Source organism: Herbaspirillum sp. GW103, assembly GCF_000261365.1.
Classification (GTDB): Bacteria; Pseudomonadota; Gammaproteobacteria; order Burkholderiales; family Burkholderiaceae_D; genus Herbaspirillum.
This window is the reverse complement of sequence record NZ_AJVC01000003.1, coordinates 1,205,081-1,217,459: the sequence shown is the minus strand read 5'-3', so window position 1 is coordinate 1,217,459 and position 12,379 is coordinate 1,205,081. Positions and strand designations below refer to the sequence as shown.

The 12,379-nt window shown below is 59.8% G+C and carries 14 protein-coding genes; 11 read left to right on the top strand and 3 right to left on the bottom strand.

The annotated features are described in order from the left end of the window. Positions 1-8 precede the first annotated feature (8 nt). Entirely contained in the window at positions 9-707 is a 699-nt protein-coding gene (locus GWL_RS08980; RefSeq protein ID WP_008329062.1) for an HAD-IA family hydrolase, read from the bottom strand. A 406-nt stretch (positions 708-1,113) separates the two neighbouring features. Here GWL_RS08980 and GWL_RS08975 point away from each other — a divergent pair, with 406 nt between their 5' ends. After that, entirely contained in the window at positions 1,114-1,413 is a 300-nt protein-coding gene (locus tag GWL_RS08975; protein WP_008329061.1) for a hypothetical protein, read from the top strand. Positions 1,414-1,489: 76 nt separating this feature from the next. On the opposite strand, the gene GWL_RS08970 is transcribed toward GWL_RS08975, so the two are convergent. After that, positions 1,490-1,672, bottom strand: coding sequence for a hypothetical protein (locus GWL_RS08970; RefSeq protein ID WP_008329060.1), 183 nt, complete (start codon positions 1,670-1,672; stop codon positions 1,490-1,492). 294 nt (positions 1,673-1,966) lie between these two features. Between GWL_RS08970 and GWL_RS08965 the strand changes: the two genes are divergently transcribed. The 6 genes from GWL_RS08965 to GWL_RS08940 all read left to right on the top strand — a co-directional run bounded on the left by GWL_RS08965 (position 1,967) and on the right by GWL_RS08940 (position 6,834). Then, complete coding sequence (locus GWL_RS08965) at positions 1,967-2,569, top strand: undecaprenyl-diphosphatase (RefSeq protein ID WP_034350631.1); 603 nt, start codon at positions 1,967-1,969, stop codon at positions 2,567-2,569. Between the two features lie 60 nt (positions 2,570-2,629). After that, entirely contained in the window at positions 2,630-3,400 is a 771-nt protein-coding gene (locus tag GWL_RS08960; protein ID WP_008329058.1) for a membrane protein, read from the top strand. A gap of 69 nt (positions 3,401-3,469) precedes the next feature. Beyond that, positions 3,470-4,228: a membrane protein gene (locus GWL_RS08955; protein WP_008329057.1), complete on the top strand. Its 759-nt coding sequence runs from the start codon at positions 3,470-3,472 to the stop codon at positions 4,226-4,228. Positions 4,229-4,249: 21 nt separating this feature from the next. After that, positions 4,250-4,915 (top strand): response regulator transcription factor, encoded by a 666-nt coding sequence (locus tag GWL_RS08950; RefSeq protein ID WP_008329056.1) that lies wholly within the window; start codon positions 4,250-4,252, stop codon positions 4,913-4,915. Continuing rightward, the gene (locus tag GWL_RS08945) at positions 4,891-6,240 is read left to right on the top strand and encodes a HAMP domain-containing sensor histidine kinase (RefSeq protein WP_034350351.1); all 1,350 of its coding nucleotides are present in this window, start codon (positions 4,891-4,893) and stop codon (positions 6,238-6,240) included. Before GWL_RS08950 ends, GWL_RS08945 begins: the two co-directional genes overlap by 25 nt. Positions 6,241-6,285: 45 nt before the next feature. Continuing rightward, a complete protein-coding gene (locus GWL_RS08940; RefSeq protein WP_008329054.1) occupies positions 6,286-6,834 on the top strand; it encodes a cytochrome b in 549 nt (182 codons plus the stop codon). Between the two features lie 51 nt (positions 6,835-6,885). On the opposite strand, the gene GWL_RS08935 is transcribed toward GWL_RS08940, so the two are convergent. Beyond that, positions 6,886-9,555, bottom strand: coding sequence for an EAL domain-containing protein (locus GWL_RS08935; protein ID WP_081486054.1), 2,670 nt, complete (start codon positions 9,553-9,555; stop codon positions 6,886-6,888). A gap of 462 nt (positions 9,556-10,017) precedes the next feature. On the opposite strand from GWL_RS08935, the gene GWL_RS08930 reads away from it, so the two are divergent. The 4 genes from GWL_RS08930 (at position 10,018) to GWL_RS22720 (ending at position 12,328) form a co-directional block, all read left to right on the top strand. Then, positions 10,018-10,524, top strand: a complete 507-nt coding sequence (locus tag GWL_RS08930; protein ID WP_008329052.1) for an RNA polymerase factor sigma-70 — start codon at positions 10,018-10,020, stop codon at positions 10,522-10,524. A 178-nt stretch (positions 10,525-10,702) separates the two neighbouring features. Continuing rightward, positions 10,703-10,918 carry an MbtH family NRPS accessory protein gene (locus tag GWL_RS08925; RefSeq protein ID WP_008329051.1) on the top strand — a complete coding sequence of 72 codons (216 nt, stop codon included), beginning with the start codon at positions 10,703-10,705 and terminating at the stop codon, positions 10,916-10,918. Beyond that, entirely contained in the window at positions 10,915-11,670 is a 756-nt protein-coding gene (locus GWL_RS08920; RefSeq protein ID WP_008329050.1) for a thioesterase II family protein, read from the top strand. The genes GWL_RS08925 and GWL_RS08920 overlap by 4 nt, the downstream gene beginning before the upstream one ends. Beyond that, positions 11,645-12,328 (top strand): 4'-phosphopantetheinyl transferase superfamily protein, encoded by a 684-nt coding sequence (locus tag GWL_RS22720; protein ID WP_050978080.1) that lies wholly within the window; start codon positions 11,645-11,647, stop codon positions 12,326-12,328. Before GWL_RS08920 ends, GWL_RS22720 begins: the two co-directional genes overlap by 26 nt. The last annotated feature ends 51 nt before the right edge of the window (positions 12,329-12,379 follow it).

Below are 12,379 nucleotides of genomic sequence, written 5' to 3'. Positions count from 1 at the left end.
GCCCTGCGTCACTGACCTGCTTCTACCGCATCGGCCAGTTGGGCCAGCGTGTGGAAGTGGTAATCCGGTACCGTATGTTCGGAGGCGATGGTGCCGCCCGAACTGGGCTTGCCGTGACGGCGCTCGATCCAGCAGGTGGTGATGCCCAGGCGTTTGGACACGCCGATGTCGTGATACTGGCTTTGTGCCACATGCAGGTTGTCGGCCTGGCGATACCCCCATTGACCTTCGAAGCGGCCGCGTGCGTAGGCGAAATATTGCGGGTCGGGTTTTTCGCAGAGCGCGTCGTCGCAGCTGAGCAGCAGGTCGAAGGGTTCGCCCAGGGTGCGCGCGAAGTGCTGCAGGGCCCAGGTCTGGGCGTTGGTCATGGTGACCAGTTTGAAGTGCTTGCGCAGACGCTGCAGGGCCTCGACCGAGTCCGGGAACGCCGGCCAGTCGGCCACCGAGTCACGCAGGCCGCGAGCCAGCGCGGGCGTATCGGGCAGGCCCAGGCCAGGGGCGATGACATGCCAGCAGCGTTCCAAGTCATCCGGATACCAGCCTGTGTTGCCATCACTGCGGGCGGCGCGATAGGCTGCCAGGAAATCCTCATCCGAGATCTTGCTCTCGGGGACAGCCTTGCGCAGATAGGCGAGCATGCCGCCTTCGAAATCGATGAGGGTGCCGACGACGTCAAACGTGAGTACCTTGAAATCCTTCAGAGGCATGTCTTGCTCCAGAAAAAGGGAATGACGATGAGAGTGGGGCATAGCCACGAATGAGAGCGCTTGAGCTATTGCTTCAAGAATACGGGCGCGCGCGCCTGCACTGGATGCAAAGTAGGCTGGTCAAACCGCACAGAATTTTTTTCTGGACACCTGTCACAGCATGCTGTGGCATGCTTTTTCCAGCGTTGCCGCAGGCCGGGAATGCGCTCCTGCAAGTTCTCATGGCGAGGTGGCGCCAGGCGGTCCGTTCTTCCCCGTGGTGCCCCCAGGTCCGCTCGCAAGGCGGCGTGGATCCGGTGTCATGGCATGGGAAAGACCGCAGCTTGTCGGTGTTGAAATCAGGAAACGCCTGATGGCGCTGCAGCGGGGCGAGCCCTATCTTGGTTTGCACAACAAGGAGGGAGACATGTGTACCAATGCCATGAGCATCGCGCGGCGCCACCTGTGCATCATCGTGCGGCTGTGCGAGATGTCCGAACAGGAGGAGCCGATCGGCGAACTGGTGCGTGCCACCGTACGCAATTGCCTGCTGGCCATGCAGACAGCGGGAACCGAGCCCATCGAGGCCGCCGAGATCATCGAGCAATTGCTGCAGCATGAACTGGCAGCGCTGCCTACGGAGCGAGCGAAATGTCGCCAGGTGCTGGAAGCGGCACACCTGCACGCCGAATACCTGACCATGGCCGAGCGGCGAGCGACCCATTGAGCGGGGTGGTGTGCGCGTCCGCGCTCATTCCGATGAGCCGACCATTCAGATAGGCAATGGCCGGCTTGCCACTACATCAGGCGTGCGTATCGATCATTGTGCCGAGCGTGCCGGACATCGGCTTGGCCTTTTCTACTTCACCTGGCCGACTGTTGTCATTATCTCCGTCACTGTCGGTCTTGCTGGCGCTTTGACGCGGATTGGCCGCCACAACATTGTTGTAAAAGCTGCTGGAGAGACTGCTGATCGCTGAAGTCATGGATGGCTCCTTGGGTTGATGGATGTTGCCAGACAATAATTCTGGCAGCTTGAGCTTATTGTTCGAGACTTAGCCAGGCCTTAGCCGCCCGGATATCTGCAGTCCGGCTTCTGCCGCAATACCTTCCTGTCTCATGTGGGCCCAGTCCGTGCTCAGTCCGGGCTAAGTTTTCCTGGCTACATTTCTCCTGTCCACCAAATCTTCCTGCTCATTTTGCAATGCGCCGCGTGTTGTGGTTGTCGCAAGCCATCATCAAGCCGACCGTCCATCATGGTTCATTGCCAGCGCTCCATCATGGAAAATATCAATAACATTGTCTTCTTGTGGTTCAATGCCTCCGCCCATCCCAGTCTGATTGCAGTCGACCTGGCCACAGTGCTCGCAGAATTCCAAATCTGGATCGTCCCGATCGTGATTGCCGTGATCTGGTTGCGCGGCCACGAGTCTCAGCGCCGAACCATGCTCGCCGCGACCGTAGCCGGCCTGATCGCATTGTCCGCCAATCAGCTCATCGGCATGGTCTGGTGGCATCCTCGTCCTTTCATGATCGGACTGGGACACACACTGATCCCGCATGCCGCCGACTCTTCTTTTCCCAGCGATCATCTGTCGCTGTGGTGGGCGGTGGCCTTCAGTTTCCTGCTCGCCCCTTCGTTGAGACTTTCCGGGATTATCCTCTGCATTTTTGGTCTGCCGTTGGCCTGGGCACGTATCTATCTCGGCGTGCACTTCCCCTTCGATATGGCGGGGGCCGCCATCGTGGCGATGCTCAGCGCAATCCTCATGCACCGCCTTCCTGTTTGGTGTCTTGATGCCATTTACCTGGTGACGATCCGCATCCACTGCCGTCTTCTCTCCAGGTTCATCGCCAATGGATGGGTCCGTGGCACCAGCTAAGTGAGAGCTAAGTGCGACGGTCCAGACTTCTCACCATCAAATTTCTGTCAGGAGAGCGACATGATCATGTCTAATGTTGAACGTCCCACGCACTGGCTGAACAAGGTTCCCGAAGTCGGTTTGTCGTTCTGGATCATCAAGATCATGTCGACTACCGTAGGTGAGACCGGGGCGGATTTTCTCGCATTCCATGTTGGATGGGGCCAGGCAATCACCAGCGCGATCATGGCAAGCATCCTTGCAGTCGTTCTTTTTGCCCAGTTGAAGACTCGCCGGCATATCCCCTGGCTCTATTGGATGAGCGTGATACTGGTCAGCATCGTGGGCACTCAGATTACCGATCTCCTGACTGATAACCTGGGCATCAGCCTTTATGTCAGTACCAGTGTCTTCTCTCTGTTGCTCGCCGTGATTTTCTTCGTGTGGTATCGCGTCGAGCACAGCCTGTCCATTCACCATATCGTGTCACGTCGCAGAGAGCTTTTCTATTGGGCCGCCATTCTGTGCACTTTTGCTCTGGGCACTGCCGCTGGCGACCTGGCAACAGAAGCATTGGGCCTGGGATTCGCATGGGGTGCGCTGATCTTCGGCACGCTGATCGCTATCACCTACCTCGCCTGGCGCCGGGGTGGCAATGCGGTCGCCAGCTTCTGGATTGGCTATATCCTGACACGACCTTTCGGTGCAGCGCTGGGCGATCTGCTGACCCAGAACAAGGCGGACGGTGGCTTGGGAATGGGAACGATGTGGATCAGTGCGTTGTTTCTGGCGGTCATCATCATGCTGGTCGCCGCCGCACAGGTCGGCACCAGCAGGCAGCGATCAGCCTGAACATCTGCGGCCGATCAAACATTGGATCGACGAACTGCTGCGTCTACAATCAATTTCGAAGGAAGATAGATGAAAACATATTCTGAAAATGTCTTGGCAAAAGTGCCCGAAGTGACTCTGGGATTCTGGCTCATCAAGATCGCAGCGACCACGCTTGGCGAGACCGGAGGTGACGCGGCCTCCATGTCGATGAACCTCGGCTATCTGACCAGTACGGGCATCTTCGCTGCACTCTTCCTGATCGCTGTGGCGTACCAGATCAAGTCCAAAACTTTCCATCCCTTGATCTATTGGGCCACGATTATCGCCACCACCACCGTCGGTACCACGCTGGCTGATTTTGCGGATCGCTCCTTGGGGATCGGTTACGCCGGTGGCACGACCTTGTTGTCCGCGCTTTTGCTGGCGTCCCTGTTGCTTTGGAAGCGCATGCTCGGCTCTGTTTCCGTGAACACGGTAAGCAGCCCGCGAGCAGAAATGTTCTACTGGATGACCATCATGTTTTCGCAGACATTGGGCACGGCACTCGGGGACTGGACGGCCGATAGCGCAGGACTGGGTTATACCGGTGCGGCTGCGGTTTTCGGTGGACTGCTCGTTTTGTTGGTGTTGGCCTACTACGGAACAAAAATCTCCCGCACCCTGCTATTCTGGGCAGCGTTCATTCTGACACGACCACTGGGCGCCGTGGTGGGCGACTTTCTCGACAAACCCCTGAGTGCCGGTGGCCTGGCCCTGAGCCGCTACGGTGCGTCCATCGCGTTGCTGGCGTTCATGCTGTGCGCCATGCTGGTGTTCCGGCAGAGGGCGGCAACGGCAGCACATTGACACCATTCCAACGGAGGCAACATGCGGGTACTGCTGGTCGAAGACGACGCAATGATTGGCGAGGCGATCCAGGCCGCGTTGAAGGATGCGTCGTACGCGGTGGACTGGGTCAAGGACGGACAGCTTGCCGTCACCACCATCACCAGCCAGCATTACGACATTGCCCTGCTGGACCTGGGATTGCCAGGCAAAGACGGGTTGGATGTGTTGAGAAGCATACGCGCGAAGAACATCCCGATTCCCTTGCTGATCATCACGGCGCGCGACGGGCTTGATGATCGGCTGCAAGGACTGGATGGCGGCGCAGACGACTACGTCCTCAAGCCCTTCCAGATGGCCGAGCTGCTGGCCCGCATGCGCGCGGTCCTGAGGCGCAAGGGGGGAATGGCTTCTCCTTTGCTCACCAATGGACTGGTGTCACTTGACCCGGTCAGCAAGGAGGCAAGTCTGCCAGAGGGAGGCGCGACGCAATTGTCCAACCGAGAGTTCGCTCTGCTCCACGCATTGCTGATACGTCCGGGAGCAATTCTGTCGCGCAGCGAATTGGAAGACAGAATCTATGGCTGGAACGAGGAAGTCGAAAGCAACGCGGTCGAGTATTTGATCCACGCCTTGCGCAGAAAGCTTGGCAGCGACATCATCAAAAACGTCAGGGGGGTAGGATGGATGGTCTCAAAAGGCGGCTGAACGAATCGGTTCAGCTGAAGCTATCCGTCACACTTTGCATGGCGATACTGGCCGTAGCCGTTGTGGCAGGGGTGTTTTCATTCGCCTCCGCGCTGGATGAAGCGCACGAGTTGCAGGACGATGTGCTTCGTCAGATCGCACATCTGATGGAACGCCAGCGACTTTCGCCTGGCTCTCCCGTGCCTGAGGTCAGTTTCGCTTCGTCGAACGAAGAGTCTCGCGTCATCGTTCAACATCTTGGCTATGCCGCCAGCAAAGCCGAAGTGGCTGCTGAAGAAGCACTCCCTCTGCCGTCCAACCTGACCGATGGCCTGCACAATCTTGACGCTGCGGGAGAGAATTTCCGCGTGCTGGTTCAGACCATGCCGGGTGGAGAACGCATCGCCGTTGCACAAGAGTCCGATTTTCGCGATGAAATCGCCAGAGACGGTGCCTTGAGGACCGTCATGCCCTTCCTGCTCCTGATGCCGGTCCTGCTGCTGATCGTCGCCGATCTGATCCGGAAAATGTTCCGTCCCATCGCGGCATTATCCAGGGAAGTGGACCAGCGCCAGGATGAGCAATTGCATCCGGTACAGACCAGTCACTTCCCTGTTGAAGTAAGACCGTTTGCGGTGGCCATCAACCGACTGCTGGGTCGGGTCGAGCAATCGATGGCGTCGCAGCGGCGCTTTGTTGCGGACGCCGCACATGAACTGCGCTCCCCCATGACGGCCATCTCTCTGCAGGCGGAAAGGTTGGCGCAAGCCGACATGCCGGAGCAGGCGCGGCAACGCTTGCACGCATTACGTGATGGAATCGACAGAGGTCGCAATCTTCTCAATCAGCTGCTGGACCTGGCAAAGGCTCAGTCGTCCGTGTCGGTGGTCGATACACCCGTCTCCGTCCAATCCGTTTATCGTCGGGTGTTGGAGCAGCTCATGCCATTGGCCGAGTCCAAGCAGATCGATATCGGCGTGGATGGTCAGCGAGATGCTCATCTGATGGTGAGCGAACTCGATCTGTTTTCGCTCCTCAGAAATCTTGTTGATAACGCCGTGCGGTATACGCCGAATGGGGGCAAGGTGGATCTTTCAATCGAAGTTGACGATAAAAACGTGGCCTTGATTGTTGAAGATAGCGGGCCAGGTATCCCTGTGATCGAGCGGGAGCGAATCTTCGAGGCGTTCCACCGGTTGCTGGGTAGCGATCAGGTCGGCTCCGGCCTGGGCCTGTCCATCGTCAAGGCCATCGCAGACAGACTGGGGGCGAGCATCACGCTGGGCTTCAGTGACGAGTCAAGTCAAACTGGACTGCGCGTGGCGGTCAACATCCCGAATCAATGAGTGCGTCAAACAGAAGTCCAAATCAGTGAAATCCAAGGAGCCATCATGTCCAACAGTGTTCAAGAACAATATTCACCCATCGCCAAGTTTTTCCATTGGATCACGGTGCTGCTCATCATCGCCCAGTGCACCATAGGCTGGACCATGCCAGATGTGGACGATCTGCAATCGCCCGAAGGATTGGTCAGTCTGCACATCTCGGTAGGATTGCTGATTCTCCTGGTCATGCTGGCCAGACTGATCTGGCGCCTGATCAGTCCGGCGCCCAAACCGCTCCATACGCGTGTGACGCTCACCGTGGTTGTCGCCAAGCTCGTGCATGGCGGACTCTACCTTCTTCTGGCCATCTCACCCATCCTGGGCTGGATGAACGCTGCAGAGCGAGGCTGGAACCTGTCCTTCTTCGGTTTGATGCAGTTGCCCGCCATCTTCCCGGTAAATTCTGATCTGCTGGCCACGATCGGAGATTGGCATATTGCCTCGGTCTGGGCGCTGTTGGCCTTGATTGGCCTGCATGTCTGCGGTGCGCTCTATCATCAACTTGTCGTTAAAGATGGAACTCTCTCGCGCATGCTTCCATTGAGCAAGCGGTAATCATCAGCTTGTCCGCCCTGCAGGGCGTCGGTTTGAGCCCGGGTTCAAGCCTCAACAGACGTCTTCAAACTGCTCGGCCGGCATCGGACGTCCGAACAGGTAGCCCTGATAGCGCGTGCAACCCAGTGCCGCCAGGAACTGTTGCTGCTCGCGGGTTTCCACGCCTTCGGCAATCACTTCCAGGCCCAGGGCATCGGCCAGCGTGATGATGCTCTTGGCAATGGCCACGTCGCTGGGCGCAAACAACAGTTCGCGTACGAACGACTGATCGATCTTGAGCTGGTCGATGGGCAGGCGCTTGACCAGAGACAACGAGGAATAGCCCGTTCCGAAGTCATCCAGTGACAAGGCCAGGCCATGCTGCTTGAGTTCCATCATCTTCTCGATGGTGGACTGAACATCGTCGACCATGGCCGATTCGGTCAACTCCAGCTTGAGATGACAGGGGTCGGCGCCGGTCGCCTTGATCGTTTCCAGCATGCACTGCACGAAGTCGGGCTGGCGTACCTGTACTGCGCTGACGTTGACTGCGATCACCACGGGCTGACGACGACTGTCGCGATTCCATCGGACAGATTGCCGACAGGCCTGCTGGAAGACCCAGTGGCCCAGCGGCAGGATCAGTCCCGATGACTCGGCTACCGGAATGAAGATGGCCGGTGAGACGCTGCCCCGGAAGGGGCTGTTCCAGCGCGCCAGGGCTTCCACGCCGATCAGATTGCCGGCCTGGTCGCGCTGCGGCTGGTAATGCAGCAGGAATTCGCTGCTGCCGATGGCGCGCCGCAGATCGCTCTCCAGGCCCGTACGGAAATGCAGCGCATGCTCCATGGCCTGGTCAAACAGGCAGCAGGTATTGCGTCCTTTCTGCTTGGCCGCGTACATGGCCAGGTCTCCCTGGCGCAGCAGGTCTTCGACGCTGGCGCCTTGTTCCTGCATCAGCGCTACACCGACCGAGCAGGTCGCGAAATGGCTGAGCCCGTCCAGATCGAATCGCTGCTCCATGGCTGCGACGATGCGCTGGGCAAATCCGGTGGCGGTCTCCTCGATGATTGCCTGCGTCGCCGCTGGCTGCTGTTGCAACACCACGAACTCATCTCCACCCAGGCGCGCCACCAGGGCGCCTGCAGCCAGTTCCTGCAGACGTGCGGCAATCTGGCACAGCAGACGATCGCCGATCGAATGCCCCAGCGCATCGTTGAGGTCCTTGAAGTTGTCGATGTCGATGAAGAACAGGGCGGCCTGATCTCCCAGAGCGCTGGCGGCGGCGATCCTGTCGAGCAGCAAGCGTCGGTTGGGCAGCCCGGTGAGAGGGTCATAGAAGGCCAGTTGCCGGGTCTCCTCCTGCAGACGTTTCTGGTCGCTGATGTCGACCTGGGTGCCGACATAGTGCGTAATGCGTCCGCTCGGATCGGCAACGGCAGTCAGCGTCACCACGGCGTAGAAGGACTCGCCATTGCTGCGGCAGACGCGCAGCTCTCCCTGCCACTTGCCGTCGCGCTGGACCAGTGCCCACAGTCGTGCGCGGAAATCCTCATGGTCTTCTTCGCGCTGGCACGGCGGCATGCCTGAGGCGGGTACCTCGTGCTGCTGGTAGCCGGTCAGTGCAGTAAAGGCGGCATTGGCATCGAGCACCTTGCGGTTGGCGTCCATCACCCAGATCGCCTCGGAGGAGTGGAAGGCCGCTGCCGCGATGCGCAGCGAGGTTTCGCTCTGCTGCAATCGGGCCGTGCGCCGGGCCACTTCGCGTCGCAGATAGGCCGCGATGCCCAGGGCGCCCAGCAACAGCGCCAGTGCGCCACACAGCAGCCACCAGACATAGGCGGGCAGGGTGGTATTGCCGCGCCCCCATTTGCGCAGGATCTTGAAATAGATGGAATCGGGATCGCCCTGCCACTGGCTGAGCGCACGGTCGACCGCAGCCAGAATCTCGGGGGGCTGCTGTCTGGCGCTCACGAAGAACAGCTTCACCGGCTGGAATACGATGTTGGTATCGGCCAGGTGATAGCGGTCGACCAGCATGTCGCCGACCTGCTGGCTGGCCACGAGGCCATCGATCTCTCCCGCTGCCGCCATCCTGAACCCGTCCTCGATGCTGTGCAGCGCGACCAGCTGGACCTTGATGCCGGAGTTGTCCATCAGGTTGCGGAAATAATTGGACTGCACCGAGTTTTCCAGCAGGCCTATCCGCTTGTCCTTGAGATCGAAGATGGAGTTGATCGCCACCGAGCGGTTGCGATAGAGAATGGACCAGCTGTAGAGCGCCGGAACGGTCGAAAAACGCATCAGTTTTTCGCGCTCCTCGGTCCATGCCACGTCAGGCAACAGGTCGATCTGGCCGTTCTCCACCTGCTGCAGGCAGGCCTGCCACTCACAGGGGACGAAGCGCAGTTGCCAGTGCTCGCGCTCGGCGATGAGTCGGATCAGATCGATGTGCAGTCCGCTGGCCGTGCCTTCGCCATCGAAGAAGATTTTTGGGGGATTCTGGTAAACCCCGACCGTGAGCACCTTGCCCGGCTCAGGTGGCTGCGCCTGTGCGGGAAGCCAGATGGTGCAGGCGGCCAGCATCGCCAGCAACAACAGCCATACCGGCGGTAACAGTCTCCTCGGACTGCCATGCGGCGCACGTTCCGCCCGCCACGCGCGGTGGCATGGCGGCCGGTCTCGATGGCCGCCGGTCTGACTCTCCCCCGCCGCAGCCGGAATGGGTGCTGGATGCTTCATGCTGCCTGCGCCTGTCCCTGATTTGGTTTTTTGTCTACTTTATAGAACATCCAGCCAAATGGAAACCCTCATTGGTGCAGGGCATGCTGCCGTCCTCAGGATGTGCCAAAAATAAGCACATACCCCTCTTTCAATTGATAATGGTTCTTGTTACTATTTGAGACGTAATTAAAACTTAAAGTGACGACGTGCGCATTCAATGCCTGTGAATGTCATGGGCCAGCCGTCGTGACTCCCGCTCAAGAAGCGAGCCGCAAAACAGACAGCCATAGCCTCGATCCGATGTTGTAGTGATCGACGGTCTCCAGCCATCCAATCAATCAAGTCACGCCCCGTGCCGCCACCTTGGCGCCGCGCAGGACCTGTCGCCAGGCAAAGGCCCCGTCACTTTGGACGGATTGGTCCTGAACCGGGCCAGATGGTGCCAGGTGCACGTGCGTGATGGTGTAGAGGAAAAGCGCTATGTCTGACCAATCCGATCCGATGGACCTGCGCCTTCAGTTCATCGCTTGCCGCTCGCAGCTGCGTGACGCCGCTGCGAGAATTCTGGGATGTCGCCAACGTGCAGAGGATGTGGTGCAGGACGCCTGGTTCAAGATCGCCGAGTTGCCTGAAGAATTCTCCGCCCGTCATCCTAAGGCCTTCCTGCTCCAGGTCACCCGCAACCTCGCCATCGACCGCCAGCGCCGCATGGCCATGGAGTCCTTCATGTTCGCCGAGGAAGAGGAGGGCATGGATGTCATCTGCCACCAGGCAAGCCCGGAGGGCACAAGCATTTCGCGGCAGACCCTGGTGAGCGTCGCGAATGCCTTGTCGACTCTGCCGGAACGCACGCTGCGAGCCTTCGAGCTGCATCGCCTGGAAGGCTATACCCAGCGCGAAGTAGCCGAGCACCTGGGCGTCTCCACCACGCTGGTGAACTTCATGATCCGCGACGCAATGCAATGCTGTCTCAAGCAAGCCGTCTGACACACCGTGGTTGTCCATGCCCGTGCGGATCTGAAAACGCTAAATTTATGGCCTCGTGATTCGTCAATATAAACAAGATTGATTCGCATTTGCATATTGCAATGTGAATAATTCATGAACAGGGCGAACGATCTGTGAAATGAACGTTCGCCGCGAATCAGGAAAGTTGAGACGAACGATGAGCTTCGACCGTGAAGATGGCGTATTCCGCGTGCTGGTCAACGAGGAAGAGCAGTATTGCCTCTGGCCCGACTACAAGAGTATCCCTGGTGGCTGGCGTGACGCCGGCGTCAGTGGCAGCAAGCAGGTCTGCCTGCAGCATATCGAAACGGTGTGGACCGACATGCGTCCGCGCAGTCTGCGCGAATTCATGCAGGGTCCGGGCCAGGCATGATCACACTGTTCTGCCTGCCCTGTGCCGGCGGCAGTGCCAGCATGTATTTTCCCTGGCAAGCCGCCTTGCAGGATGTAGCGCAACTGCAGGCCGTCGAGCTGCCCGGTCGCGGCCGTCGCATCCGCGAGCCGCTGCTGCAGGACTATGTCGTGCTGCTGGATCGACTGACCGATGAGTTGGCCGGCACGGCGGCGCCATCTTCCGGCTACGTGCTGTTTGGTCATAGCATGGGCGGACTGCTGGCGCAGGGATTGGCGCGCAGCTTGCCGCAGCGCGGCTGGCCCGCGCCCCGCGCGTTGATGGTATCGGCCTGCGCAGCGCCGCTGGCGCGTGAGTGGGTGACGCCGGAGGATTCCGATGCCGCCCTCATCGCCGCCATGCGCCGCCAGGGTGGCACCCGTGAGGAGGTCTTCGACTGTCCCGAACTGCTGGAACTGGCGCTGCCCGTCTTGCGCGCCGATTACCGCGTATGCAGCAGTTTCCAGATGCAGCGTCCAGCCGATGAAATGGCTGACTTGCTCGATCTGCCGGTACATGTCTATGGCGGCATCGGCGACCCGTTGGGTAGTGCAGCGCTGCAGGCATGGCAGCGCGAAACCCGGGGCAGCGTCACGCTGGACTGGTTCGACGGTGGTCACTTCTATCTGCAAGGTCAGCAGGACGCGTTGCTGGCCCGTTTGCGGCGTCATCTTCAGGCGCATGCCAATTCCTTGTCCCACGCCGATCATGCTGCAGCGCTTGCTCACGCCTGAGGGCGTTCCCGCGCAGATCGAACTGTGGCAGGTCGCCTTCGACCTGGGTCATGGTGATGACGCAAAGGATGCGCTTGTGCTGAGCCCGCAAGAGCAGGCCCATGCGCGTCGCTACCGCCGCCGCGACGATGCCCGGCGCTTTTGCTGCATGCGTGCCTGCCTGCGCCGCCTGCTGGGCGAGCGCCTGGACTGCGCTCCGCAAGCCGTGCCGCTGGTGCGCAACGCCTATGGCAAGCCGCTGCTGGGCGGGCCGGGCGGGCTGTCCTTCAATGTCTCGCATGCTGGCGACATCGGGCTGCTCGCCATGGCACCCGGTCTGGCGCTGGGCATTGACGTCGAATGCGGCATCGCTGCAGGGCTGCAAGAGTTGCACGATATGGCCAGGCAGGTACTGAGCCCGGATGAATGGGCCGCATTGCCAGCCCCGCTGGACGAAGTGCGCTTCCTGCGTCATTGGGTTGCCAAGGAAGCCGTGCTCAAGGCGCTGGGCCTGGGTATCGGTGAGCACCTGCAATCCATTCACCTCGATCTGGAGAGCCATCCGCGCTACCAGATCTTCCATCAGCAGTCGCAGTGGCCTGCACCCGCACGGCTGCATGCACGCGCCTTGTCCACCCGACCCGGCCATGCCGCCGCGCTGGCCTGGATCGACGCCTGACCCCGGAGAATCCTCTTGAGCACCGCTATCACCGCCACCATCGATACGCCC